This window comes from uncultured Shimia sp. (genome assembly GCF_913054185.1).
GTDB lineage: Bacteria > Pseudomonadota > Alphaproteobacteria > Rhodobacterales > Rhodobacteraceae > Shimia.
Genome location: NZ_CAJXIV010000060.1, coordinates 1 through 24,193, shown reverse-complemented (window position 1 = coordinate 24,193; position 24,193 = coordinate 1). Strand labels below are relative to the sequence as shown.

Below are 24,193 nucleotides of genomic sequence, written 5' to 3'. Positions count from 1 at the left end.
CCACCCGCGCTCACACCTGTGCGCCGTCTGCATCTGGCCGCTGAAACCGGCGCCAAGGCCAGCGGCATGGCCCCCCTGGGATTGATCCTGACCCCCGGTGAAGGCGGCGCACAGGGCATTGAAAGCCGCTGGCACATGGCGCCAGATCACCGCGCCAATACAGACGCCTGGTCCCTCACCCGCCTGCGCGCCCGCAATGCGCCCCCACAAAGCTGGCACCTCACCGGGCTGCCGGACGCCCCCAAGTTGGCCTCACGTGACAGCGATGCCGAGATAGCCTGACGCTGCCCGCATCACCCGGGCCTGCAACGCTGCTGTATCAGTCTCCCCGCGCAGCAAAGCACCATCAATCATGCCACGACAGAGCGACAGCAAGTCCAGCGCCGCGATCTCCACATCCGCCACGTCATGGCGTCGCAACACCCGCTGCAACAATTCCAGGATGGCCGCCGTCAACGCGGTACCTTCTACGGACAACGGTACCAAAGCTGCCGCGCGGTCCAAAGCTTGAGACAACTGCGGCCAACCTTTTTGATGCGCAATAGTTGCTGCCACCAAAGCCGCCAAAGCCTCCGGCAGTTCACTCTCCTGATGCGCCGCCTCCGCTGCTTGCAACCCGTTCAACAGCCGCGCCCGCTTGGCCCGCACCATCTCGGAAATGATCGCCTCTTTGTTGGGGAAATACTGATACAGCGAGCCCACGGACGCCCCAGCCCGCTCTGCCACCACATTGGTGTTGAACCCTTCAAAGCCCTGCCCAACCAGAATGTGAGCCGCGGCTTGCAATATTGCATCCACGGTTGCCTGCGCCCGTGCCTGACGCGGTTTTTTACGTGGATTTGCAGATGGTTGCGCAGAAGTCTTCACGGGCATGGCAAAGCGAGTCCAAAATATGAGTAATCACTCACATATTGACAGGGCCACACTTCAACACAAGGTCTTTCCATGCCCCATTTTGTGAATCACAGCATCCTGATCACCGGCGCCACCGGCGGCATCGGCCGTGCGCTCACCCAGGCCCTCACAGAGGCCGGCGCACTGGTCATCGCCACAGGCCGCAGCGCGCAAGCTTTGGACCGCCTGACAGGTGCCTCACCGGAAACGCTGAAAAAACTTCGAGCGGATCTCTCCAACGCCGAGGGGCGTGACGCCCTGCTGGCACAGATCCAAGGCTACCACGTCTCCGGCATCATCCACGCTGCGGGCGTACAATTTTCCCAAAACATCCCTGAAGGTCTCGCCAAACATCCACGCCAATCGGAGCTAGAACTGGCCCTCAACCTGCAAGCGCCCATCCATCTCACCAGCGCCCTCCTTCCAACGCTGGCACAACACCCCAAGCCTTTTGTCTCCGCCATCACCTCATCGCTGGCCCTTGCTCCCAAACGCGACGCGCCAACCTACTGCGCCACCAAGGCGGGCCTGCGCCACTACCTGCGCGCCCTGCGCTATCAATGCGCCGACGCCATCCCGCAGCTGCTGGTGAACGAGGTGCTGCCTGCACTTGTGGACACGCCCATGACCGCCGGGCGCGGCACCGGCAAAGACAGCCCCGACAAAGTGGCCACACAAATCCTGCGCGGCTTGGTTGATCAAAAATCAGAAACCTGGATTGGCAAAGCCCGCCTGCTGCGCGGCATAAATCGGGTCAGCCCCGCATTGGCCGCACGCATTCTGCGGTAGCCGCGATTAAAAACGACACGCCCAAGTCGAATTCCCTCTAGTCAACGCGGCGCAAACCGCCATGCTGCCCCCATGCGCATGATCATCACCTTCTCGGCCCTGTTCCTCTCGGTCATCTTATTACAACTCAGCTCCGGCGGCGTGGGGCCTTTGGATGCGCTCTCCGGCATCGCGCTGGACTTCACTACGGAACAGATTGGCCTTTTGGGGTCCGCGCATTTTTTGGGCTTCTTCATTGGCTGTTGGTGGTCGCCGCGCTTGATGGGCAGCGTCGGCCATTCCCGCGCCTTTGCCACCTTCACCGCTATGGGCGCCATTGGCCTTCTGGGCCATTTCATCATCGTTGATCCCTACGCCTGGGCCCTGATGCGGGTGGCCTCCGGTCTTTGTGTGGCGGGCTGTTTCACCGTGGTAGAGGCGTGGCTGCAATCCAAAGTCACCAATGAAAACCGAGGCCGAGCCATGGGCACCTACCGGGTGGTCGATATGGTGGCCTCCCTGGGTGCGCAATTGGTGATCAGCGTTTTAGAGCCGGCCTCTTACGTGTCTTACAACTTGCTTGCATTGATCTGCTGCGCCGCGCTTTTGCCCATCACCCTCACCACGTCGCCACAGCCCAAGACCCCCAAGGCCCCGCGCCTGCGCCCCAAACTGGCCTATGAACGCTCTCCATTGGCGGTGGCCGGCGTGATTGTGGCCGCGCTCAGTTCCGCCTCCTTCCGCATGGTTGGGCCCGTCTATGGCACCGAAGTTGGATTGCAGATTGGACAGATCGCATGGTTTCTCGCCGCCTTTGTGCTGGGCGGCGCCATCGCGCAGTATCCAGTTGGCTGGCTCGCCGACAAATTTGACCGTCGATGGGTATTGATCTGGTTGTCAGCGGCGGCGGTTGTGTCATGCGCAACAACCGTTGCCATGGGGGCGGGTAGCACCGCCATGATCATGCTCAATGCGACTTTCTTTGGCTTCACCTCTTTCCCGATCTATTCGGTCTCCGCGGCCCACGCCAATGACTTTGCCACATCCGAAGAACGCGTCGAGCTCTCCGCCGCGCTGATGTTCTTCTTTGCTGTTGGGGCCATTGGCACGCCGCTGTTTGCGTCCGGCTTGATCGAGCGATTTGGCCCCCCCGCCCTCTTCATCATGATTGCAGTGGGGCACGCGCTTCTGATTGTCTTTGGCCTAACCCGTATGTTGGCGCGGCCCACTGCTGAGCACCGCACCCGCTACGTCTACGCTCCGCGCACGTCTTTCACCGTTGGTCGCATCACAAAACGTCAGCGCGAGAAACCGAACCGGACCGAAGAAACGCCCCCAATAGACGACAAATAGACCTCAAATTTGCACCTCCGCAAAACAGTCGCAATACAGACGCGATACCGACAAGGAAATTCGCCGGTGGAACTGGCTTAGTCTTTGGGCTAATGGGTTTGAAACAGTTAAGGGAACCCCGCAATGGCGCGCCATCTGATCACCTCGGCACTGCCGTATATCAACGGTATCAAACACCTCGGAAACCTTGTTGGCAGCCAGCTACCCGCTGATCTGTTCGCCCGCTACATGCGTGCTCGCGGCAACGAAGTGCTGTTCCTCTGCGCCACCGATGAGCACGGCACTCCTGCCGAACTGGCCGCCGCCAAGGCTGGTAAAGACGTCGCCGAATACTGTGCCGAAATGCACGGGGTGCAAACCAAAATTGCCGAAGGCTTTCGCCTGTCGTTTGACCACTACGGCCGCTCCTCCAGCCCGCAAAACCATGCGCTGACCCAACACTTTGCCGGTCGCCTTGCCGACATGGGTTTGATCCGTGAAGTGTCTGAAAAGATGGTCTATTCCAACGCAGACGGCCGTTTCTTACCAGACCGATATATCGAAGGCACTTGCCCCAACTGCGGCTTTGAAAGCGCGCGCGGCGATCAATGTGACAACTGCACCAAGCAGCTGGACCCAACCGATCTGATCAACCCGTATTCCACCATTTCCGGCTCCACAGATCTGGAAGAGCGCGAGACCAAACACCTGTTCCTGTGCCAGTCGCAAATGCGTGCCAAACTGCAAGCCTGGATCGACAGCAAGGGTGACTGGCCGATCCTGACCACCTCGATTGCTAACAAATGGCTGAACGACGGTGATGGCCTGCAAGACCGCGGCATCACCCGCGATCTCGACTGGGGTGTACCCGTTAAGAAAGGCGGCGAAGACTGGCCCGGCATGGAAGGCAAAGTCTTCTACGTCTGGTTCGACGCCCCCATCGAATACATCGCCTGCGCCCAGGAATGGGTTGCTGCAAAAAAAGGCACCGACTGGGAGCGCTGGTGGCGCACCGACAAAGGCGCGGACGACGTGACCTACACCCAATTCATGGGCAAGGATAACGTGCCTTTCCACACACTCTCCTTCCCGGCCACCATTCTAGGTTCTGAGGAGCCATGGAAAGCCGTCGATTACATCAAGTCTTTCAACTACTTGAACTATGATGGCGGGCAATTCTCCACCTCGCGCGGTCGCGGCGTCTTTATGGATCAGGCATTGGAAATCCTGCCATCTGACTACTGGCGCTGGTGGCTTTTGTCCCACGCTCCAGAAAGCTCCGACAGTGAGTTCACCTGGGAGAACTTCCAACAATCGGTGAACAAGGACCTCGCCGATGTACTTGGCAACTTTGTCAGCCGCGTCACCAAATTCTGCCGCGCCAAGTTTGGCGAAGAAGTGCCAGCAGGCGGCGAGATGGGTGAAACGGAACAGGCCTTGATTGCTGAGCTGACCACCCGCATGCGCGCTTATGAGGGCCACATGGCCGCCATGGAAGTCCGAAAATCTGCACAAGAACTTCGGGCCATCTGGGTGGCGGGCAATGAGTATCTGCAAACCGCCGCGCCATGGTCGACTTTCAAAGAAGACCCAGAAAAAGCCGCTGGCCAAATCCGTTTGGCGCTCAACTTAATCCGGCTTTATGCCGTTGTTTCCGAACCGTTTATTCCGGACGCAACAGCGACATTGTTGGCTGCAATGCAAACAGACGACACAACTTGGCCGGACAATGTAGTGGCCGCGCTAGAGGCATTGCAACCGGGACACGCCTTCACCGTTCCGGATGTTACCTTCCGAAAAATCAGCGATGATGAGCGCGAAGAGTGGCAAGAGAAATTTGCGGGAAAACGCGAAGGTTAAATTCAAAGGCGCAGTCACCAAACTGCGCCTTTTTTGTGAAACTATACCGCTTCCTGCACCGCTTCTGACCAAGATCAAAGTGGAAACGCTCGACTCACGGTAGCTCATTGGTAAAGATGATCACGTGCACCTGTGTTGCACCCAAAGGAGATTGATCGATGGAAGCCATTCTGAACGTATTCTGGAGTATTATTGAAGCGCTCCCCCCAGTTGTATCCGCGTCCGTGCTGATGTTGGGCATCAGCGTTTTTGTCGCGCTTGTCCTGGGATTTATCGTTGCAAGCCTTGCGTCTGGCAAAGAAGTCCAGACCTAAGGATCGAACCTACTCATTGCTTTTCAGATGGTTACTGGTACCCGCGGCCGGACTCGAACCGGCACGGCCTATACGGCCTAGAGATTTTAAGTCTCCTGTGTCTACCATTCCACCACGCGGGCAACCAACATGCCAACCAAGGTCAGCGGCGCGACAATAGCGACTCTGTTTCTGGTGTAAAGTGCGGAAGGTTAGAGCTTTTCGCCAGGGGCTTCTTTCACGGGTGCCGGCGTGTACAAACTGCGCTCGGGCAACCACGGATTCAGCTCTAAGGCCGCCGCCAGAGTATCCTGCGCTTCTGCGCCGCGCCCCAATCCAATCAGAGTTAAGGCGCGACCGGACAAAGCCGCCACATGACGGGGAGACAATGCGATAGCCCGTTCCAAATCCGGCAATGCCGCCTCAAAATCCTGTTGCAGAAAATTCACAAACGCCCGCTGATTATAGCCTTCTGCATAATCGGGACAGTACCGGACAAGCCTATCAAAATCCTCACGCGCGCCAAGTAGATCCCACGCGGATCGTTTTTGCATACCTCGGTCCAGAATTTCTTGTGCGACCTCGTCAGGCGCATCTGTCCAGAACTGCCACATGTCATTGGAAATTTCTTGCGCGGTCCGTTGGTTGTCAGCCTCTTGAACCCGCGCAATGAGCTTATCCACAGCTGCGGAATGATCCGGGGCTTTTGGGCACTCCGCAGCCAACGAGGTGCCTGAAACCAAAAAAGCGGCAACTAAGTGTTTCATACCAAATGCTGCCACGCGACGAGCCCATCAACAAAGTCACATCTCCGCGAGGCCAGTCTCTTTCACCGCTTGCATCGCTACATATGTGGAGGTGCTGGCGACATGCGGCAATGCAGAGATTTTCTCGCCCAAGACATGTCGGTAAGCAGCCATATTGGTTGTCCTGACTTTCAGAAGATAGTCAAAATGACTCGCAATCATATGCGCCTGCTCGATCTCGGGCACTTCGGCGACAGCAGCATTAAATGCCCGCAACGCTTTTTCACGTGTTTCTGACAGCTTCACTTCAACAAAAGCCACGTGATCAAGCCCCAGGCGGATGGGATCCAGCAACGCTCGGTAGCCCGTAATCACGCCATCGCTCTCCAACCGGCGCAGCCGCGCCTGCGTTGGGCTTTTGGACAAGCCAATTTCCCTGGCAAGATCAGTAATGGAGATACGACCATTCCGCCCCAGCACATCCAGAATCGCCCGATCAAAGCGATCCAATTCAGTTTGCGCGTTTTGCACTGCGATACTCCAAAATATTATCCTTTTAGGTAAACCACCCCGCAAAAATCGGTCAAATGGCCTGCGGATGCAAAGGTATACTAAACCAAATCACAGGAGACACCAATGAGCAACGCGCGCGACTTGATCGACACCAGCACCTACTGCACCGAAGCCACTTTGGTGGAAGACTTGAAAATCGCCAGTGGCCTTTCTGCGGCAGACCGCAAATCAATCTGCACCCAGGGTGCCTCTCTCGTGCGCGAAATCCGTGAAGAAACAAGTCCCGGAATGATGGAAGTGTTTTTGGCGGAGTATGGTCTTTCAACCGAAGAAGGCGTGGCGTTGATGTGCCTGGCCGAAGCTCTTCTGCGGGTGCCCGACGCGGATACAATCGACGCTCTGATCGAAGACAAGATTGCCCCATCGGACTGGGGCAAACACTTGGGGCGGTCGACCTCCTCTTTGGTAAACGCCTCCACTTGGGCACTATTGCTGACAGGCAAGGTGATGGACGACCAAAACACAGGTTTAATCGGCTCCTTACGCGGGGCCGTGAAACGTTTAGGCGAACCTGTTATTCGCACAGCGGTTGGTCGTGCGATGAAGGAGATGGGACGCCAGTTTGTTCTCGGAGAAACCATCACCTCCGCCATGAAGCGTGCGGAAGGTATGGAGAAAGAGGGCTATACCTATTCTTACGACATGTTGGGTGAAGCGGCCAAAACTGATGCGGATGCCATGCGGTATCACCTTGCCTATTCCCGCGCGATCACCGCCATTGCCTCAGCCTGCACCAATCAAGACAGTCGCGACAATCCGGGCATCTCGGTCAAGCTCTCTGCCCTGCATCCCCGCTATGAAGTGGCGCAACGGGATCGGGTGATGGAAGAGCTGGTACCACGCCTGCGCTCTCTGGCTTTGCTTGCCAAATCCGCAGGCATGGGCCTCAACATCGACGCTGAAGAAGCCGACCGGTTGGCGATTTCCATGGATGTCATTGAAGCAGTTATGAGCGAACCTGCCTTGGCAGGTTGGGATGGCTTTGGCGTCGTGGTGCAAGCATACGGCAAACGCGCTGGCGCGACGCTCGACTATCTTTACGAACTGTCCGAAAAACTGGATCGCAAGATCATGGTGCGGCTTGTGAAAGGCGCTTATTGGGACACTGAGGTCAAACGGGCGCAGGTCGAAGGCATCGACGGTTTCCCTGTCTTCACCAATAAGGCAGCAACGGATGTGTCCTATATTGCCAACGCCCGTAAATTGCTCCGCATGACGGATCGTATTTATCCTCAATTTGCCACCCATAATGCGCACACAGTTGCCGCGATTTTGCATATGGCAGACGACAAATCTGCGTTTGAATTCCAGCGCCTACACGGCATGGGCGAAGCCCTGCACGACATTGTCCTAAAAGACCAAGGCACACGATGCCGGATTTATGCTCCGGTTGGGGCACACCGGGATTTGCTGGCCTACTTGGTGCGGCGTCTGCTTGAGAATGGCGCAAACTCATCTTTTGTGAACCAAATAGTCGACGAGGACGTACCTGCTGAGGCGGTTGCGAGCGACCCATTTGATCAGGTGCAGTCCACCGAAGGTGTGTTGCCACGAGGACCTGAACTTTTTGCACCGGAGCGGGTGAACTCAAAAGGGTTTGATCTGACGGACGCTCCGACCCTGAGCGCACTGGACACAGCGCGGGAATTGTATCGCAACACACAGTGGCACGCGGCTCCGCTGCTGGCTGCTGAAGCCGTGCCGGGAGCTACACAACCGGTAGACAACCCATTCCTGCCAACTGACAGCCCAGGCACAGTGGCCCACGCCAGCGCGGCGGATGTGGAGAGCGCCCTAAGCGCAACAAAGCCGTGGGACGCGACGCCAAGCGAGCGTGGCGCGGTTCTTTCCAAAGCGGCGGACCTTTATGAAGAAAACTATGGCGCGCTCTTTGCATTGCTCGCCCGCGAGGCAGGAAAAACCCCCAATGATGCTGTCGCGGAGCTGCGCGAAGCGGTTGATTTCCTGCGATATTACGGTGCCAATGCGCCTTCAACACCGCCCGCAGGCGTCTTCACCTGCATCTCGCCATGGAACTTCCCGCTGGCAATTTTTTCCGGACAGGTGGCAGCTGCACTCGCGGCAGGGAATGCCGTACTCGCCAAACCTGCCGACCAAACCCCGTTGATCGCTCATGAGGCTGTGAGGTTGCTGCATGAGGCCGGTGTGCCACGCGACGCTCTGCAACTCCTACCCGGTTCCGGCGCAACCGTTGGCGCGGCGCTGACCTCTGATCCACGTGTAAACGGCGTGGCCTTCACCGGCTCCACAGCCACCGCGCTGCGCATCCGCGCCACAATGGCCGACAACATGGCCCCAGGCGCACCGCTAATTGCCGAAACCGGCGGGTTGAACGCCATGATTGTGGACAGCACCGCCTTGCCCGAACAAGCTGTGACCGCCATTGTCGAGAGTGCGTTCCAATCCGCGGGCCAGCGCTGCTCCGCCCTACGATGCCTCTATGTGCAGGAAGACATTGCAGAAAACCTGTTGGAGATGCTGACAGGTGCGATGAAAGAGCTGTCGCTCAACGATCCGTGGCTGTTGTCCACCGATAGCGGACCGGTGATCGACGAGACCGCTCGCCGAGGTATATCGGAGCACATAGCGCAAGCCCAATCTGAAGGCCGCGTGTTGTTCCAGATGCCGACACCGCAAACCGGGACTTTCATTGCGCCAACCCTAATCAAAATAGGCGGCATTGCTGAGTTGACCCGTGAAATCTTTGGCCCGGTGCTGCATGTAGCCACATTCAAATCCAACGAGCTGGATGCGGTGATCGATGCGATCAACGCCACCGGTTACGGCCTGACCTTTGGTCTGCAAACTCGAATTGATGACCGTGTGCAACATGTCTCTGACCGCGTCAAAGCGGGCAACATCTATGTGAACCGCAACCAGATCGGCGCAATTGTTGGCTCCCAACCCTTCGGCGGTGAAGGGCTTTCGGGCACTGGCCCCAAGGCGGGTGGCCCACACTACCTGGCGCGATTTGCTGCGGTACCGGCTGAGGACGCAGGGGTGTGGGACGGGGTTATGCCCGCCGATGTGGTTCAGGCAAAAGTGGACAAGACCAATCGAGAGGCTGGCAAAAACTCTGGCACAACCGTCTCTCTGCCAGGGCCAACAGGTGAGTCCAACCGCCTAACCAGCTATGCGCGGGAGCCGCTTCTCTGCATGGGCCCCGGTGCGGAGACTGCCAAAGCGCAAGCCGAGATTGTGCAAAACCTTGGCGGGCAAGCTGTTGTGTGTACGGGAAAACTTCCGGAAGACGCCCTTACTACGTTACAAGGTTTCTCCGGCGCTTTGTGGTGGGGGGATGCAGATCAGGCACGGGCTTATGACCAAGCCTTGGCACAACGCGACGGACCAATCCTGCCGCTGCTCACCGGACGGCCAGATGCCGCGCGGGTGTTGGGCGAGCGGCATGTCTGCGTGGACACAACAGCGGCAGGCGGCAACGCGGCGCTATTGAGCGGGAGCAGTTGACCTTCCGCACAAATCCTCGCAGCTTGGCGCCATGTTTCCAATCCGTGATCACAACCCCTCCGGACGCACCCCTTATGTCGTCTATGCGCTGATCCTCCTGAATGTCGGGATCTTCCTGAGTTATCAGCCAATTATGGGGGACAACTTTCGTTTGGCCCAGTTCTTTCAGGACTGGGCCTTGCTGCCTGCTGAAGTCACCGAAGGTCGAAAGCTTCATGGCCTTCTGACCTCCATGTTCCTACATGGCGGCTGGATGCATTTGTTTGGCAACATGCTGTTTTTGTGGATCTTTGGCGACAATCTCGAAGATGAAATGGGCCACTTCGGCTTTTTGGCCTTTTACCTGTTGTCCGGCCTGGGCGCAGATTTTGCGCAGATCGCAGCTGATCCAAACAGTCAAATTCCAATGGTCGGGGCATCCGGCGCCATTGCCGGTGTGATGGGCGGCTACCTTTTGCTCTTCCCCAAAGCCAAGGTCGATATTTTGCTGATATTGATCATTATATTCCGGATTTTTACGGTTCCCGCTTGGGTCATGTTGGGCCTTTGGTTTGCCTTGCAACTGTTCAATGGCGTGGCCGTGGACACGGCTGGCGGAGGCGTGGCGCACTGGGCGCATGCGGGCGGCTTTATTGTGGGCGCTGTATTGGCCATCCCAGTGTGGCTCAAGCGCGGCGGCCCAGCTTATTGGCATCAAACCCATGGCCACCCGCCCCACCCTGAAGCCAAATACAAACTGAGCCAAAGCTCGGTCCCCCGTGTGAGGAGAAAACGGCGATGAGCCATAAACTGACCTGCCATTGCGGCTCTGTGGAGTTGCGCGTTACGCTGGCGCAAGATCCCAGCGAAGCCATGTTGTGTGACTGTTCGTTTTGCCGCCGCCGTGCGGTGCCAAATGTGGACGTTAAGCTGGAAGACTTAACAATTGTGTCCGGTCACGAATGTCTGACGCTTTACACGTGGGGCACAGGCACAGCCAAACATTACTTTTGCCGCAATTGTGGGATTTACACGCACCACCAACGCCGCTCGCGCCCAGATGTCTATGGCGTCAACATTGGCGCGCTGGACGGCGTGAACCCCAAGGATTTTGCGCCGTTTGGCTGGGTCGACGGCGTCAATCACCCTTCGGACAAAAAAACCTGACCCGTTTGGGCCAGGTTTTACATTTTCACGGATGTGCAAAAGCCTCGTAACGGCAGCGCACGTTAGCCGTTGCGGATGACTTTTGCGAAAGTGGAAAAGATCGGTTCGTTTGCCACGACCACTTCACCGTCTTCCAACATATCTCCACCGGGAGCGAGCGGCTCAACCAGAGCACCGGCCTCTTTGGCAATCAACAAGCCAGCGGCGATGTCCCAAGGCTGCAGCTTACGTTCCCAGAACCCTTCGTAGCGGCCAGCGGCCACATAAGCGAGATCCAGCGAGGCGGCGCCAAAGCGGCGCACACCAGCGGTGACAGGCAACAGACGCGCAAGGTCTTTCAGGGTGTCCGGCAGATCTGCACGGCCAGCGTACGGTAGGCCAGTTGCAAAGATCGACTCGATCATGCGGTGACGGGCCGACACACGCAGACGCAGGCTATCGTTGAGCCAGGCACCTTCGCCTTTTTCGGCGTAAAACATCTCGTCTTTGGCGGCGTCAAACACCACACCAGCAACGATTTCACCCTTATGTTCCAAGGCGATAGAGATCGCCCAATGCGGCAGACCATGCAGGAAATTGGTGGTGCCATCCAGCGGGTCAACAATCCAGCGGCGGGTTGGATCTTTGCCCGCAATCTCGCCACCCTCTTCGGCAATCCAGCCGTAGGTAGGACGCGCGCCCAGCAGTTCTGTTTTCAGGATTTCTTCGGCGGCGATGTCGGCGCGGCTGACAAAGTCGCCTGCCCCTTTGGTCGACACCTGTAGGTTTTCAACTTCACGGAAGTCTTTGACCAGTGACCGACCCGCTTTGCGGGCGGCCTTCATCATGATGTTCAGATTTGCGCTGCCCGGCATGGCACGGCTCCTTTTGACACAGAGCGCGCGTATACGCCCGTAAACCCTTTTTGCCAAGGCCTTATAGGGCCGATCAAGTCTGTAAGGAAACGCCGCGTCACAAAAACGGGTTAAAAGCTGCCTACACTTGTCAGATTGCCTCACTCCCAGCAAGCTGGCGTCAAAGCTTTGGAGGATGCCCAAATGACAGAACAGATGCAGCGCATGGTGCTGGCCAGCCGCCCCACGGGGGAACCGCAGGACGAGAATTTTCGTTTGGAAACAGCTGACTTGCCGGAAATCGACGACGGAGAAGTCCTCGTGCGTGTGCATTATATGTCGTTGGACCCGTATATGCGTGGGCGCATGGATGAGGCAAAATCCTATTCCGCTGCCGTACAGATTGATGAGACCATGGGCGGCGGCGCGGTTGGCGAGGTGGTGGTCTCCAATCACGAGGATTTTGCCCCCGGAGATTTTGCACTTGGCATGTTTGGTTGGACCACCCACGGTGTGGCAAAAGGCCATGAAATGCAGAAGCTGAACCCGAAACTGGCGCCCATCACCACGGCGCTTGGCGTGATGGGCATGCCAGGGTTCACCGGCTGGTACGGGCTGACCGAATTGGGCAAACCCAAACAGGGTGAAACGCTGGTTGTGGGGGCTGCTACTGGGCCGGTTGGATCTATGGTGGGGCAAATTGCCAAATCCAAGGGACTGCGCGTGGCTGGCATTGCCGGCGGCGCCGAGAAATGTGCAAAGGCTACAGACACTTACGGGTTTGATGCCTGCATTGACCATAAGGCGTTCGAGACCGCCAGCGAGCTGCGTAAGGCCGTGGCGGCAGAATGCCCGCAAGGCATTGATATCTATTTCGAAAACGTTGGAGGCAAACTGCTGGATGCGGTGCTGCCGCTGATGAACGTCGGCGGGCGCATTCCACTCTGCGGCATGATTGCCTGGTACAACGCTGGTGGGTTGGGTGCAGATGCACAGATGGAGAGCCTGACCGGCCCACGGTTGTGGCGCACGATTCTGGTTAACCAATTGTCGGTGAACGGTTTTATCATCTCCAACCACTACGACCGCTACGGCGATTTCCTGCGTGACGTGGGGCCAAAGTTGGCCGCTGGAGAGATCGCATATGGCGAGGATATTGCCGAAGGATTGGAAAACGCACCTGCAGCTTTCCGGTCCCTGTTAAAAGGCGGAAACACAGGCAAACAGCTGGTGAAACTGATCTGATTTCCGGCCGGCGCAACACCGCGGCTTAACTTTTGGCCAAGGTCAAAAATCACGTCGGTAAAGCGTCGGTATCACGACTGTTTCCCGGAGGTGGGGGTTTTGTGGCACCTGCCTCCAGTTAACACAACGTACGTTGCGCCTAATGCACCAAAATTTGTGCTTCGCGGGCCTTCAGCGATGGGCGGGCATCTTCACCGTAAACATGCACCCCTTCTGTCTGCAGTTCCGGGAACAGTGAATAAATCTCATCCTGCACCACCTGCGCCATGGAGGAGAGGCCCTGCTCGCCCGGCATAAAGCTTTCGCTGGGAATACCGCCGCCGTAGATGATCTCGTGACAGTCAAACAGCAGATGCAGATAGGTGACCTCACCGCCCTCGACCTGCACAACGGTGTCGCCGTTGATCAACGCCTGCGCGGGCACCAGCACTTCGCTTTCACCAAAGTTCACCTCAACCCGCCAACCGCGCAACATCATGCGGTGTTGCGGAGAAACCATCAGCGGCACGTCATTGCCAAGCGCGCCCGGTGCAAAGCGGATCGGCGCCAATGCACCACGGGCGGGCACCGTGCGACGGCCAATCCAGCGCAGGGGTTGAAAGCCATGATCCATGGTCAGGATCATGTCACCGGGCTCAATCTCCTCCACCGAACGTTCACCTTTTTGGGTGATGATCTTCGTGCCTTCAACAAAACAGGGCACAAAATCCCAGTCCTCACGACTGGAGGTTAGACCGGAATACCGATTGCCGAGCAGGCTATCGAGGCTGATCGATTGGATTGGCCCTGCCTCCAAGGCCGCCTGATCCGCGTTGTTGGAAAACTCTGGCGCGAGGTAGGCGTTGCCATTGGTGTCCTGAAACAACACGGCCGTGTAGGTTGCGGTGGTGCCGTCCACATAGGTGATCGTGGCGTTGTACACGGCTGTGCCGTCAAAGGTTTGAGGCGTGCCGCCGTCCACGGTGAACTGGTCGTTGGGACTGTTGTCCATGTCGTAGGCCGAGCCCACATTGCCAAAGGGCGAGATTTCGACAAAATCGTTGGCCAGCGGATTGCCGGGACCACCAAATGTCAGCCCTTCAAGTGCTGCGGCATTTTCCGCGCGGTTGTTGCCTTCATTGGTGTCGATGTCGGCCAACTGACCAACGGAGATCGCATTAAACGTGGTAGGCATGAACAAAACTGGAGCCGCCCGCGCCGCGACCCAAACACAGGCCAAATGCGCGCTGGGAGATACTCCACCCCCTAAACTGATGAACCGTTACACAACAACATGGACGCGACAGCCCAGATTGTTCAGGGGGAGAAATACCAGAAAACTCTCACCAGCCGGTTTAGGCGGTTTGCAAACGCCGCGCTTCTTTGCCCGCCAATTGAATCAAATCCTGCATGTAAGGCTTGTTCAAATCATCGGTGCGGGTGGCGGCAGACAGCGCCCGCGTGAGACCTTTGTCCGTAATTGGTCGGGTGACATAGTCTGACGAGTATTTCACTTCGCGCACCACCCAATCCGGCAACACCGACACGCCGCGGTTGGACGCCACCAGCAGCAGGATCACGGCGGTGAGTTCGGCCTGACGGACAGAGCCGGGTTCCACTTTGGCCGGCGTCAACAATTGTGAGAACACATCCAGACGCGAGCGTTCCACTGGATAGGTGATCAGAGTTTCGCCGCGAAAATCCTCGGCCTCAACATAGGCTTTCTGGGCCAAAGGATGAGCGGACGAGGCTACAAACACCGGCGCGTAATCAAACAAATGACTAAAGGAGACATTGGGCATGTTTTCCGGATCGGAGCTGACCACCAAATCTACTTCTTCTTTCTGAAGCGCGGGCATGGCATCAAACGCTAGGCCGGGACGGATATCAACATCCACATCCGGCCAGTTTTTGCGAAATTGCTCCAACACCGGGAAAAGCCATTCAAAACACGCGTGACATTCAATGGCGATATGTAGGCGACCGGAGCTACCGTCACGCAGACCGTTAAATTCCGCTTCAAGTTTTTCGACTTCGGGCAACACTTGATTGGCCAGACGCAAAAGGCGCACACCCGCCGCAGAAAGTTTCATTGGTTTGGAGCGACGCACAAACAGCTCTACACCGGCCTGCTCTTCCAAACCTTTGATCTGATGAGACAAAGCAGATTGGGTGATATTGAGTTTATCCGCAGCACGGGCCAAACCACCACATTCATGGATCGCGCGCACAGTGCGCAGGTGGCGGAATTCAATGTGCATCTTCATGTGCGGCTCATGACTTTCTTGAGTATTATGAATTTGCGTAAAGATGACATGTGTGAGACATGAGGACAACCGCAAGTTACAGGATGCCCGTCATGACCACGCCTCAAGTCTCGTTTGAATTTTTTCCGCCGCAAAACCTGCAGGCGTCATTCCGGCTTTGGGACACTGTGCAGACCTTGGCACCACTGAATCCGCGTTTTGTTTCCGTAACTTATGGTGCGGGCGGCACCACGCGAGACCTGACGCGTGAGGCCGTTGCGACACTGCACAAATCCTCTGGTCTCAATGTGGCGGCGCATTTGACCTGCGTGAATGCGTCCAAAGCGGAAACCCTGGAGATTGCAGACGGATTTGCGGCGGCTGGTGTCTCTGAACTTGTGGCGCTGCGCGGCGACCCGCCAAAAGGCAGCAACGGGTTTGAAGCGCATCCAGAAGGCTTTGCCAATTCTCTTGAGCTGATTGGTGCACTGGCAGAGACCGGCAAGTTCACCATCCGCGTGGGCGCCTATCCGGAGAAACACCCGGAAGCGGCCGACATGGCGGCAGATGTGGAATGGCTCAAACGCAAGATTGACGCGGGCGCCGATGAAGCCATCACACAGTTCTTCTTTGAAGCGGAAACCTTCCTGCGGTTCCGCGATGCCTGTGCCAAAGCGGGCATCACCGCACCAATCTTGCCGGGCGTTTTGCCCATCGAGAATTGGAAAGGCGTGCGCAAGTTTTCTGAACGCTGCGGCACCTCTGTGCCAGCCTGGTTGGTGGACGCGTTTGAAAAGGCGGAGCGTGACAACCGCGAAGATCTATTGGCCACAGCGGTCTGCACCGAGATGTGCTCGGAGTTGCTGGACGAAGGCGTGGACAGCTTGCATTTCTACACCATGAACCGTCCGGAGCTGACCCGCGATGTGTGCCATGCTTTGGGTGTGACACCGGCGGTGACCTTGGAAAACGTGGCGTAACAGGAGCCCGCTCCCTCTTGAGACTCTGACAGTATTGCGGCCTTCTTTAACGTGTTAAGGGAGGCCGTTTTTATGAACGCACATCACTATGCCACATCCGTAGACCAATTGGCGTCAATGGACACCATCCTGTCGATGAGCGGGTTAGAGTTTATGCGCGCGATCATCAACGGCGACCTTGCTGGACCGCCCATTGGACAGACGCTTGGCTTCAAACCCATTGCGGCGGATGAAGGCACGGTGACCTTTGAGGGCACGCCCGCGTTTTGCACCATGAACCCGATTGGCACGGTGCATGGCGGTTGGTACGGGACCATTTTGGACAGCTGCATGGCCTGCGCGGTGCAAACCATGCTCAAACCCGGGCAGATCTATACAACGCTGGAATACAAAACCAACATTCTGCGCCCTATTCCGGTTGGAATGACCGTGCATGCGGTCGGCAAGGTGCAGCACGTGGGGCGCTCGACGGGTATTTCCGTTGGTGAGGTGCGTGGGGTTGAAGATGGCAAGCTTTACGCCACCGGCTCAACCACCTGCATCGTGCTACAGGGCCCCAAGCGATAGCATGTGAGGACGCTGCCCTCGGCACAGCAGAGCTGCGCCTTCACCCGAGATATTTTTGGAATGAGAAAGCAAGGTTGCGCTTGATCTGGCCTTGGCGCACGGTCTCGCAAAATGAGGAGAGTGTAATGCGGGCGTTGTTGCAACGGGTGAGTGAGGCACAGGTGCGCGTGGATGGCGCGGTGATTGGCGAATGCGGGCCAGGCTTGATGGTGCTGGTCTGCGCGATGCAGGGAGACACAGAGGCCCAGGTCGAGAAATTGGCGGCCAAAGTGGCGAAGTGCCGAATTTTTCAGGATGACAACGGCAAGATGAACCAGTCGGTGGCGGATATGGGCGGCAGCGTTCTGGTGATCAGCCAGTTTACTCTCGCGGCGGACACCCGCAGCGGCAACCGCCCCGGCTTTTCCACCGCGGCCGCGCCGGAAGACGGCAAACGGCTTTTTGAGCTGTTTGCGCGGAAGCTCGGCGAGGTTGTGCCGGTACAGACCGGGGAGTTTGGCGCGGACATGAAGGTCTCGCTGACCAATGACGGGCCGGTCACAATCTGGATGGAGGTCTGAAGCGGGGCTGCTTCAGCTCTTTTTCACAAACTTGGTCAGGATCACAATCCTCTGGCTTTCCACCCGGCCTTCGATGTGCTCGGGGTTGTCCATCACCAAAGAGATGCTGCGCACGGCTGTGCCCCGTTTGGCGGTGAAACCCGCGCCTTTTACGGGCAGGTCTTTGATCAGCACCACCGAGTCGCCGGCGGCGAGAACTGCGCCATTGCTGTCGCGGTGAATGACCACGTCTTCCCCGTCAGACACACCTTCCTCGGCCCACGCCAGCACGTCGGGTTCCAGATAAGCCATATCCAGCAAGTCTCGTGCCCAAGGGGCCTCCGGCAGGGCTTTGAGCAAACGCCACGCAAGCACCTGCACCGCAGGCTCGGTGCTCCAGATCGCCTCGTGTAGACATTGCCAATGTGGCCCGTCCTGCGGGTTATCCGCGACGCCCGTGGCACATGTTGCACAGAGATCGACGGAGACGTCCTGCGGCATCACAGCCACAGGAGACACAGCGCCAGTGGCACCACAAAGGACACAGGGATTGGACACGGACTTCTCCAGTTTGGATTACTCAGTCATCGCCAGCGTGGCGTTGATGGCCTTTTGCCAGCCCGCATAACGCCCTTCGCGCCAGCTGTCATCCTGCTTTGGTGTGAACTGGCTCTCTTTCTCCCACGTGGCCGCAAAGCCTGCCATGTCCGGATAGGCCCCGATCTGCATACCTGCGAGCCAAGCCGCGCCTTTGGCGGTGCTTTCGGCCACCACAGGGCGGTCGACCGGTGCACCCAAAATGTTAGACAGGAACTGCATCGCCCAATCGCTGGCAATCATGCCGCCGTCCACCCGCAACACAGTGTCGCCGGAAAACTCAAAATCCGCCTGCATGGCTTCGAGCAAGTCACGGGTTTGGAAACCTACACTCTCGAGCGCAGCACGGGAGAACTCTTTGGGGCCAGAGCCACGGGTCAGGCCAAAGACAGCGCCACGGGCTTCCGGGTTCCAATACGGCGCACCCAGACCGACAAAAGCCGGCACAAGGATCAGCTCCTGACCAGGGTCAGCCGCATCGGCCAGCGCCGCCGTTTCAGAGGCGTCGTTGATGATGCCCAGCCCGTCACGCAACCATTGCACCACCGCGCCAGCAATGAAGATCGCACCTTCTAGCGCATAAGTGGGTTTGCCATCCAATTGATACGCGATGGTGGTCAGCAGCCGGTTTTGCGAGGTCACTGGCGTATCACCGGTGTTCAATAGCGCGAAGCAGCCGGTACCGTAGGTGGATTTCAGCATACCGGCCTGGAAGCAGGCCTGCCCAATGGTGGCGGCCTGCTGGTCCCCTGCCACGCCCCGAATTGGGATCGCCGCGCCAAACAGGTCCGGATCGGTTTCGCCAAAATCGGCGGCGCAGTCTTTGACCTCTGGCAACATCGACATCGGAATGCCCAGCAGCGCGCAGATGTCGTTGCTCCAGACACCGTTGTGGATGTCATAGATCAGCGTGCGCGCGGCGTTGGTGGCGTCGGTGGCATGCACCTTGCCGCCGGTCAGCTTCCAGATCAGATAACAATCGACGGTGCCAAACAGAAGATCGCCCGCCTCTGCGGATGCCCGGGTGCCTTCGACGTTGTCCAAAATCCACTTGATCTTAGTGCCGGAAAAATAGGGATCGAGCAGCAGGCCCGTGGTGGCCTGCACTTTATCGGCATGACCGCCCGCCTTGAGCTCTTCGCAAATCGCAGCGGTGCGGCGGTCCTGCCAGACAATCGCGTTGTGCACCGGCTCACCCGTGGTCTTGTTCCAAACCAACGTGGTTTCCCGCTGGTTGGTGATGCCAATCGCGTCAATGTCTTTGGCAGAGAGCTTGGCGCGGGCCAAAGCGCCGGAGCAGGTTTCCACGGTGGTGACCCAGATGTCCGCCGGATCATGCTCCACCCAACCGGACTGCGGGAAGTGCTGCTCAAACTCCAACTGGGCGCTGGCGATGGGGCGGATGTCCCCGTCAAACACAATGGCGCGGCTGGATGTGGTGCCCTGATCAATGGCGAGAATATGGGTCATCTGTCCCCTCCCTGAACTCTGTTGCAGGCACAGTAGGCACGGAAAACTGTTACCGCAATCAGGAAGGGCGCCGCTTGACGCTGCGCCCTACTATTTTTTTCGTAGATAGCTTTCTCTTTCCCCAAATACCTCGGGGGTGAAGGCACCGCCGTGCGGTGACGAGGGGGCTGGCCCCCTCCCCTTTGCACCGGATCAGGCGGCCGATTCGTCTTGAGACCACTCCCATGGGCGGACAAAGTCGCCAAGCACCTTGCCCACTTCTGCGTCAGACGCATCACCAGACTTTTTGATCTGCGCCACCAAGCCACGCTTCTTGTCGTCAAGCACAAAGTCGACCTGAGCAGGCACGCCCGCTTTGTCCAACGCCGCATTGTAGATGCGGGTGATGGCCGCTTTGCGCAGGTCCGGCTTGAAGATTTTGCCCACGGCGGTTTTGGGCAGCTCCGGCATGATCTCCACATATTTTGGATGCGCGGCGCGCTCGTGCACGTGCACCTTGGCGTGGCTCATCAGATCCTCAATGGTCACGGTCGCACCTTCGACCAGCTCGACATAGACACAAGGGACTTCGCCAGCGTGGCTGTCTGGCTGACCAATAGCACCCGCAAAGGCCACATCGTGATGCGCCAAAAGCGCCTCTTCAATTTCAGCAGGGTCAATGTTGTGGCCACCACGAATGATCAGGTCTTTGGCGCGCCCCGTGATCCAGAGATAGCCGTCCTCATCCAAACGCCCCAAATCGCCGGTGCGCAGATGGGTCCCGTAGTGGAATAGGTCCACGTTTTTGTCCGCTTCGGTGTAGGTGTTGCCCGCAAAGACACCGGGGTTGGACACGCAGATCTCACCCACTTCGTCTGCAGCACATTCCACCGGACCGTCGGGCGTATTCTTAATGATGCGCACATCGGTGTAGGGGAACGGCAGGCCAACGGAACCAACTTTCTTGGCACCGGATGGCGGGTTGCAAGACACAAGGCAGGTGGCCTCGGTCAGGCCATAGCCTTCAACAATGTCCACGCCACAGGTGCTTTCGAAGCGTTTGAACAGCTCCATTGGCATTGGCGCGGAACCGGAGAAGGCGGTTTTCACAGAGGAAATATCCGCATCCACCGGACGCTGCATCAGCGCGGACACAGCGGTCGGCACAGTGATGATGAAGGAGATTTTCCAGCGTTCGATCAGCTTCCAGAAGTTGTCAAACACCCCATCGCCGCGATAGCCCGCAGGGGTTGGGAAGACCACATGGGCGCCGGATTTGATCGCCGCTTGCATGATCACATGCACGGCAAAAACGTGGAACAGCGGCAGCGGGCACATGATGTTGTCTTCTTCGGTGAAGAGCAGACGATCCCCAAGCCAGCCGTTGTAGATCATGCCGGAATAGAGGTGCTGCGCCACTTTCGGCATGCCGGTGGTGCCGCCGGTGTGGAAGTAGGCCCCTACGCGATCGCCATCACTGTCAGCAAACTGCAAGGTGGTTGCGTGTTTCGCCAGCTCCTTGTTGAAGTCTTTGAAGTCCGCATGCTGCGGGCCGGAAACCTTGGGCCGGATCAGCGGTACAATCCAAGACTTTGGCGGGGTCAGATATTTGACGAGATCAATTTCCAGTACCGTGTGTACATGTGGGGCGTGACGCACGGCCTCCGCCACTTTTTGGGCCACGTCGGTTTTGGGGAAACCTTTGAGGGTCACCACCACTTTGGCGTCGGTTTCGCGCAGGATGGCGGCGATTTGCTCGGGCTCCAGCAGCGGGTTGATCGGGTTCACAATGCCCGCAACCATACCGCCCAGAAGCGCATACATGGTTTCGTTGCAGTTGGGCAGCACAAAGGCCACGGTGTCTTTTTCACCCACACCGAGATCGCGGAACATATTGGCCGCCTGGGTGGTCTTGGCGTGCAGCTCGGACCAGGTGACGGTCTCAGCTTTGTCTTTGGGGCCAGAGAAGATCTGATAGCTGACCGCGGGACGGTTTGGAAACTTGTCCTTGGTGTTGGTCAGCATTTCATAAATCGTGGTAGGGTTGCCCCGCTCATCCCACGGTTTTTCACTCTCGATGGCTTTCAGATCGGCCAAAGATTCAAAGCTCATAGTCTGTTCTCCCCCCTTGGGTTGCTTGCCCCAAACCGCCAGACCTCCGCCTGTCCGGCCTATTTGAACGCGTTGCTTCAAGTTGACCCCAAAAACACCCTGCGTCCCATTCAAGGCCAGCCGAACCTAAGGTCAAGCAAGCCTGAAACGTTACGTCAGATTAACCGTAAAAGGGATGCAGTCCACCTCAAAATCAGCTTGGGGTCGCGCGCGCCAAACGGCAGCGCGACCGCACTGATTTAGGCAGCCCCAGCGGTGAATTGCAGGCGCGCCAGTTTGGCGTATAGACCATCTTCGGCGACCAGATCATCATGGCGACCCTGGGCAACAATACGGCCCTCTTCCATCACAATGATGCGGTCGGCTTTCTTCACGGTGGCCAAGCGGTGGGCAACAATGATGGTGGTCCGGCTTTTGGCCAGCTCATCCACAGCCGCCTGCACCAGGCGTTCGCTCTCTGCATCAAGGGCCGAGGTGGCCTCATCCAACAGCAGCACTGGCGCGTCGCGCAAAATGGCGCGGGCAATGGCGATGCGTTGCTTCTGACCACCTGACAGCATCACACCACGTTCGCCCAGCGGGCTGTCATAGCCCTCCGGCAAAGCGGTGATGAAGTCATGTGCGGCGGCGGCTTTTGCGGCGGCTTCAACCTCTGCATCCGTTGCGTCCAGACGACCAAAGCGGATGTTTTCCCGTGCACTGCTGGCAAAGATCACCGGATCTTGTGGCACCAATGCTAGATGTTGGCGGAAGTCGTCACGCTGCATTTCCTGCAAAGCTTTGCCATCCAGCGTCACCTGGCCTTTGACCGGGTCATAAAAGCGTTGGATCATTTGAATGATGGTGGTTTTGCCGGCCCCTGACGGGCCAACAAGCGCAACTGTTTCACCGGGTTGAATGGTAAGGTTCACTTCATCCAGTGCCGAAACATTTGGCCGGGACGGGTATTGGAAAGACACAGACTCAAAGCTGATCTCGCCTTTGACCGGCGCAGGCAGTGTTTTTGGGTTTGCCGGATCGTTGACGCTGTCTTCGGTATAGAGCAGCTCCACCAAACGTTCGGTGGCGCCGGCAGCGCGCTGCAGCTCACTCCAGATTTCGGACAAAGCCCCCACGGCGCCCGCCACCATCACCGAGTAGATCACAAACTGCACCAACACACCGACACTCATGCCACCGGCGCGCACGTCACGCGCCCCCATCCACAACACCACAACCACGCCGGTGAAGATCAGAAAGATCACAATCATCGTCAACAATGCACGCGTGTTGATCCGGCGCATCGCGGCGCTCAATGACAGGTCGGTCACGCGGTCAAAATTGGCGCGGGTTTGGGTCTCATGGGTAAAGGCCTGCACGGTTTGCACCGACAAAAGCGCCTCAGACGCATTGCCGGAGCTTTCCGCAATCCAATCCTGATTTTCACGGCTGAGTTTGCGCAAGCGGCGACCCAACACCATAATCGGCACAATCACCATTGGCACCACCAAAAGCACCATCAGGGTCAGCTTGGTGGAGGTGAACAACATCAACACCAGGCCGCCAAGGAACAGCAGCACATTGCGCAGAGCGATGGAGATGGACGAGCCAATCACCGATTGGATCACAGTGGTATCCGTTGTGATGCGGCTGAGCACCTCACCGGTCATGACGTTCTCAAAAAACGCCGGGCTCATGTTGATCACCCGCGCAAACACCGCTTTGCGGATGTCGGTGACAACCAATTCGCCGAGCCGCGTGACCAACAGATATCGCAGCGCGGTGCCGACAGCCAACATCGACGCGATGCCAAGGGCGGCGAGGAAGTACTTGTCCAGCAGCGCGTCACTTTGTGTGCCAAAGTTGTCCACGACGCGGCGCACAGCCACGGGCAACATCAAAGACACAGAGGCGGTCAGCGTCAGGGCACACAGCGCCAGAAACACCAGGAACCGATAGGGGGCCAAAAATGGGCGCAGCCCACGCAGGGCGCCGATGTTCTTGCTTTTCTCACGGTCTTGTTCGGTATTCGCGTGCTGCGGCTGTCTGGCCATTATTCGGTCCTTGGCTGTCGTGTTAGCCGTTAGTGACCGCAGTGCGCATCCGGGTCAAGATGCCAGATATGCATAAGCCATATACAACCCTGCGACATGGGATAGCACCCGTGCAATCATGCGGGCAATTTGGGAAGATTGACCTTGGAGCGGGCGACGGGAATCGAACCCGTATCATCAGCTTGGAAGGCTGAGGTCTTACCATTACACAACGCCCGCTCATCTGATTCAGTTCCTATTTCATTGGAATTTGGAGGTCAAGGCAACTATTGAACATGTTCCCTCTTCATCTGAAATATTCATCCTCTACCATCCGCGCAAAACACGCCTTAAGGCAGCCCCTAGCCATTTTACGGCATCTGTGCGCAGCACTGCATCACGACACGATGAGCGGAAAGGAGCCGTTAGCCGCGTCTGCGAAGGCTTCGTGCCAGACCCGTAAAAACGGCCATTCAAACTCTATCGGAATAGACCCACCCGCCGCGCCAGCCTCCAATGGCAGCCATGCGCAG

21 protein-coding genes, 2 tRNA genes and 1 pseudogene are annotated in these 24,193 nt (G+C 57.7%); 12 read left to right on the top strand and 12 right to left on the bottom strand.

Going from position 1 to position 24,193, the window contains the following annotated elements; genetic code table 11:
- A pseudogene (locus QZ517_RS13040) lies at window positions 1-282 on the top strand (hypothetical protein); the annotation flags it as partial.
- On the opposite strand, the gene QZ517_RS13035 reads toward QZ517_RS13040, so the two are convergent.
- The gene (locus QZ517_RS13035; RefSeq protein WP_294227478.1) at window positions 253-873 is read right to left on the bottom strand and encodes a TetR/AcrR family transcriptional regulator; all 621 of its coding nucleotides are present in this window, start codon (window positions 871-873) and stop codon (window positions 253-255) included. The pseudogene QZ517_RS13040 and the gene QZ517_RS13035 overlap by 30 nt on opposite strands.
- A gap of 72 nt (window positions 874-945) precedes the next feature.
- Between QZ517_RS13035 and QZ517_RS13030 the strand changes: the two genes are divergently transcribed.
- The 4 genes from QZ517_RS13030 (at window position 946) to QZ517_RS13015 (ending at window position 5,168) form a co-directional block, all read left to right on the top strand.
- Entirely contained in the window at window positions 946-1,683 is a 738-nt protein-coding gene (locus tag QZ517_RS13030) for an SDR family NAD(P)-dependent oxidoreductase (RefSeq protein ID WP_294227476.1), read from the top strand.
- A 72-nt stretch (window positions 1,684-1,755) separates the two neighbouring features.
- Window positions 1,756-3,015, top strand: coding sequence for an MFS transporter (locus tag QZ517_RS13025; RefSeq protein WP_294227474.1), 1,260 nt, complete (start codon window positions 1,756-1,758; stop codon window positions 3,013-3,015).
- 123 nt (window positions 3,016-3,138) lie between these two features.
- Window positions 3,139-4,854, top strand: a complete 1,716-nt coding sequence (gene metG, locus QZ517_RS13020; RefSeq protein WP_294227472.1) for a methionine--tRNA ligase — start codon at window positions 3,139-3,141, stop codon at window positions 4,852-4,854.
- 158 nt (window positions 4,855-5,012) lie between these two features.
- Entirely contained in the window at window positions 5,013-5,168 is a 156-nt protein-coding gene (locus QZ517_RS13015) for a hypothetical protein (RefSeq protein ID WP_294227470.1), read from the top strand.
- A 35-nt stretch (window positions 5,169-5,203) separates the two neighbouring features.
- On the opposite strand, the gene QZ517_RS13010 is transcribed toward QZ517_RS13015, so the two are convergent.
- From QZ517_RS13010 to QZ517_RS13000, 3 genes are all read right to left on the bottom strand, one after another.
- Window positions 5,204-5,290: transfer RNA gene (locus QZ517_RS13010), tRNA-Leu, on the bottom strand.
- A 69-nt stretch (window positions 5,291-5,359) separates the two neighbouring features.
- A complete protein-coding gene (locus QZ517_RS13005; protein ID WP_294227468.1) occupies window positions 5,360-5,914 on the bottom strand; it encodes a tetratricopeptide repeat protein in 555 nt (184 codons plus the stop codon).
- Between the two features lie 36 nt (window positions 5,915-5,950).
- A complete protein-coding gene (locus QZ517_RS13000) occupies window positions 5,951-6,424 on the bottom strand; it encodes an Lrp/AsnC ligand binding domain-containing protein (protein ID WP_294227466.1) in 474 nt (157 codons plus the stop codon).
- 105 nt (window positions 6,425-6,529) lie between these two features.
- Here QZ517_RS13000 and putA point away from each other — a divergent pair, with 105 nt between their 5' ends.
- The 3 genes from putA to QZ517_RS12985 are packed head-to-tail and all read left to right on the top strand — an operon-like array spanning window position 6,530 to window position 11,101.
- Window positions 6,530-9,955 carry a bifunctional proline dehydrogenase/L-glutamate gamma-semialdehyde dehydrogenase PutA gene (putA, locus tag QZ517_RS12995; protein WP_294227464.1) on the top strand — a complete coding sequence of 1,142 codons (3,426 nt, stop codon included), beginning with the start codon at window positions 6,530-6,532 and terminating at the stop codon, window positions 9,953-9,955.
- A 31-nt stretch (window positions 9,956-9,986) separates the two neighbouring features.
- Window positions 9,987-10,736 carry a rhomboid family intramembrane serine protease gene (locus QZ517_RS12990; protein WP_294227463.1) on the top strand — a complete coding sequence of 250 codons (750 nt, stop codon included), beginning with the start codon at window positions 9,987-9,989 and terminating at the stop codon, window positions 10,734-10,736.
- Complete coding sequence (locus QZ517_RS12985; RefSeq protein ID WP_294227461.1) at window positions 10,733-11,101, top strand: GFA family protein; 369 nt, start codon at window positions 10,733-10,735, stop codon at window positions 11,099-11,101. Before QZ517_RS12990 ends, QZ517_RS12985 begins: the two co-directional genes overlap by 4 nt.
- A gap of 62 nt (window positions 11,102-11,163) precedes the next feature.
- On the opposite strand, the gene QZ517_RS12980 is transcribed toward QZ517_RS12985, so the two are convergent.
- On the bottom strand, window positions 11,164-11,955 hold the full coding sequence (locus tag QZ517_RS12980; protein WP_294227459.1) for an inositol monophosphatase family protein: 792 nt from the start codon (window positions 11,953-11,955) through the stop codon (window positions 11,164-11,166).
- Between the two features lie 183 nt (window positions 11,956-12,138).
- Here QZ517_RS12980 and QZ517_RS12975 point away from each other — a divergent pair, with 183 nt between their 5' ends.
- On the top strand, window positions 12,139-13,179 hold the full coding sequence (locus tag QZ517_RS12975) for an NADP-dependent oxidoreductase (RefSeq protein ID WP_294227457.1): 1,041 nt from the start codon (window positions 12,139-12,141) through the stop codon (window positions 13,177-13,179).
- A gap of 139 nt (window positions 13,180-13,318) precedes the next feature.
- Here the strand turns inward: QZ517_RS12975 and QZ517_RS12970 are convergent, their stop codons facing one another.
- Entirely contained in the window at window positions 13,319-14,353 is a 1,035-nt protein-coding gene (locus QZ517_RS12970; RefSeq protein WP_294227453.1) for a Hint domain-containing protein, read from the bottom strand.
- Window positions 14,354-14,513: 160 nt separating this feature from the next.
- On the bottom strand, window positions 14,514-15,419 hold the full coding sequence (locus QZ517_RS12965; protein ID WP_294227481.1) for a LysR family transcriptional regulator: 906 nt from the start codon (window positions 15,417-15,419) through the stop codon (window positions 14,514-14,516).
- A 98-nt stretch (window positions 15,420-15,517) separates the two neighbouring features.
- Between QZ517_RS12965 and metF the strand changes: the two genes are divergently transcribed.
- From metF to dtd, 3 genes are all read left to right on the top strand, one after another.
- The gene (gene metF, locus QZ517_RS12960; RefSeq protein ID WP_294227451.1) at window positions 15,518-16,384 is read left to right on the top strand and encodes a methylenetetrahydrofolate reductase [NAD(P)H]; all 867 of its coding nucleotides are present in this window, start codon (window positions 15,518-15,520) and stop codon (window positions 16,382-16,384) included.
- Window positions 16,385-16,456: 72 nt separating this feature from the next.
- The gene (locus QZ517_RS12955; protein ID WP_294227449.1) at window positions 16,457-16,951 is read left to right on the top strand and encodes a PaaI family thioesterase; all 495 of its coding nucleotides are present in this window, start codon (window positions 16,457-16,459) and stop codon (window positions 16,949-16,951) included.
- A 125-nt stretch (window positions 16,952-17,076) separates the two neighbouring features.
- Complete coding sequence (gene dtd / locus QZ517_RS12950; protein ID WP_294227447.1) at window positions 17,077-17,511, top strand: D-aminoacyl-tRNA deacylase; 435 nt, start codon at window positions 17,077-17,079, stop codon at window positions 17,509-17,511.
- Window positions 17,512-17,523: 12 nt separating this feature from the next.
- On the opposite strand, the gene QZ517_RS12945 is transcribed toward dtd, so the two are convergent.
- The 5 genes from QZ517_RS12945 to QZ517_RS12925 form a co-directional block, all read right to left on the bottom strand.
- Window positions 17,524-17,991 carry an alkylphosphonate utilization protein gene (locus QZ517_RS12945; RefSeq protein WP_294227480.1) on the bottom strand — a complete coding sequence of 156 codons (468 nt, stop codon included), beginning with the start codon at window positions 17,989-17,991 and terminating at the stop codon, window positions 17,524-17,526.
- Between the two features lie 75 nt (window positions 17,992-18,066).
- Entirely contained in the window at window positions 18,067-19,557 is a 1,491-nt protein-coding gene (gene glpK, locus QZ517_RS12940; RefSeq protein ID WP_294227445.1) for a glycerol kinase GlpK, read from the bottom strand.
- Window positions 19,558-19,749: 192 nt separating this feature from the next.
- The gene (locus QZ517_RS12935; RefSeq protein WP_294227444.1) at window positions 19,750-21,648 is read right to left on the bottom strand and encodes an acyl-CoA synthetase; all 1,899 of its coding nucleotides are present in this window, start codon (window positions 21,646-21,648) and stop codon (window positions 19,750-19,752) included.
- A 239-nt stretch (window positions 21,649-21,887) separates the two neighbouring features.
- On the bottom strand, window positions 21,888-23,681 hold the full coding sequence (locus tag QZ517_RS12930; RefSeq protein ID WP_294227442.1) for an ABC transporter transmembrane domain-containing protein: 1,794 nt from the start codon (window positions 23,679-23,681) through the stop codon (window positions 21,888-21,890).
- A gap of 145 nt (window positions 23,682-23,826) precedes the next feature.
- Window positions 23,827-23,900 (bottom strand) — tRNA-Gly (locus QZ517_RS12925).
- Window positions 23,901-24,193: the final 293 nt, after the last annotated feature.

What these genes read in the sequence shown, in the direction of transcription:
- QZ517_RS12945 (WP_294227480.1), bottom strand. Translation starts at nt 17,991, where the DNA reads ATGCCGCAGGACGTCTCCGTCGATCTCTGTGCAACATGTGCCACGGGC.
- QZ517_RS12980 (WP_294227459.1), bottom strand. Translation starts at nt 11,955, where the DNA reads ATGCCGGGCAGCGCAAATCTGAACATCATGATGAAGGCCGCCCGCAAA.
- glpK (WP_294227445.1), bottom strand. Translation starts at nt 19,557, where the DNA reads ATGACCCATATTCTCGCCATTGATCAGGGCACCACATCCAGCCGCGCC.
- QZ517_RS12935 (WP_294227444.1), bottom strand. Translation starts at nt 21,648, where the DNA reads ATGAGCTTTGAATCTTTGGCCGATCTGAAAGCCATCGAGAGTGAAAAA.
- QZ517_RS12990 (WP_294227463.1), top strand. Translation starts at nt 9,987, where the DNA reads ATGTTTCCAATCCGTGATCACAACCCCTCCGGACGCACCCCTTATGTC.
- QZ517_RS13005 (WP_294227468.1), bottom strand. Translation starts at nt 5,914, where the DNA reads ATGAAACACTTAGTTGCCGCTTTTTTGGTTTCAGGCACCTCGTTGGCT.
- metF (WP_294227451.1), top strand. Translation starts at nt 15,518, where the DNA reads ATGACCACGCCTCAAGTCTCGTTTGAATTTTTTCCGCCGCAAAACCTG.
- putA (WP_294227464.1), top strand. Translation starts at nt 6,530, where the DNA reads ATGAGCAACGCGCGCGACTTGATCGACACCAGCACCTACTGCACCGAA.
- QZ517_RS13025 (WP_294227474.1), top strand. Translation starts at nt 1,756, where the DNA reads ATGCGCATGATCATCACCTTCTCGGCCCTGTTCCTCTCGGTCATCTTA.
- QZ517_RS12975 (WP_294227457.1), top strand. Translation starts at nt 12,139, where the DNA reads ATGACAGAACAGATGCAGCGCATGGTGCTGGCCAGCCGCCCCACGGGG.
- QZ517_RS12985 (WP_294227461.1), top strand. Translation starts at nt 10,733, where the DNA reads ATGAGCCATAAACTGACCTGCCATTGCGGCTCTGTGGAGTTGCGCGTT.
- dtd (WP_294227447.1), top strand. Translation starts at nt 17,077, where the DNA reads ATGCGGGCGTTGTTGCAACGGGTGAGTGAGGCACAGGTGCGCGTGGAT.
- QZ517_RS12930 (WP_294227442.1), bottom strand. Translation starts at nt 23,681, where the DNA reads ATGGCCAGACAGCCGCAGCACGCGAATACCGAACAAGACCGTGAGAAA.
- metG (WP_294227472.1), top strand. Translation starts at nt 3,139, where the DNA reads ATGGCGCGCCATCTGATCACCTCGGCACTGCCGTATATCAACGGTATC.
- QZ517_RS13030 (WP_294227476.1), top strand. Translation starts at nt 946, where the DNA reads ATGCCCCATTTTGTGAATCACAGCATCCTGATCACCGGCGCCACCGGC.
- QZ517_RS12970 (WP_294227453.1), bottom strand. Translation starts at nt 14,353, where the DNA reads ATGCCTACCACGTTTAATGCGATCTCCGTTGGTCAGTTGGCCGACATC.
- QZ517_RS12965 (WP_294227481.1), bottom strand. Translation starts at nt 15,419, where the DNA reads ATGCACATTGAATTCCGCCACCTGCGCACTGTGCGCGCGATCCATGAA.
- QZ517_RS12955 (WP_294227449.1), top strand. Translation starts at nt 16,457, where the DNA reads ATGAACGCACATCACTATGCCACATCCGTAGACCAATTGGCGTCAATG.
- QZ517_RS13035 (WP_294227478.1), bottom strand. Translation starts at nt 873, where the DNA reads ATGCCCGTGAAGACTTCTGCGCAACCATCTGCAAATCCACGTAAAAAA.
- QZ517_RS13015 (WP_294227470.1), top strand. Translation starts at nt 5,013, where the DNA reads ATGGAAGCCATTCTGAACGTATTCTGGAGTATTATTGAAGCGCTCCCC.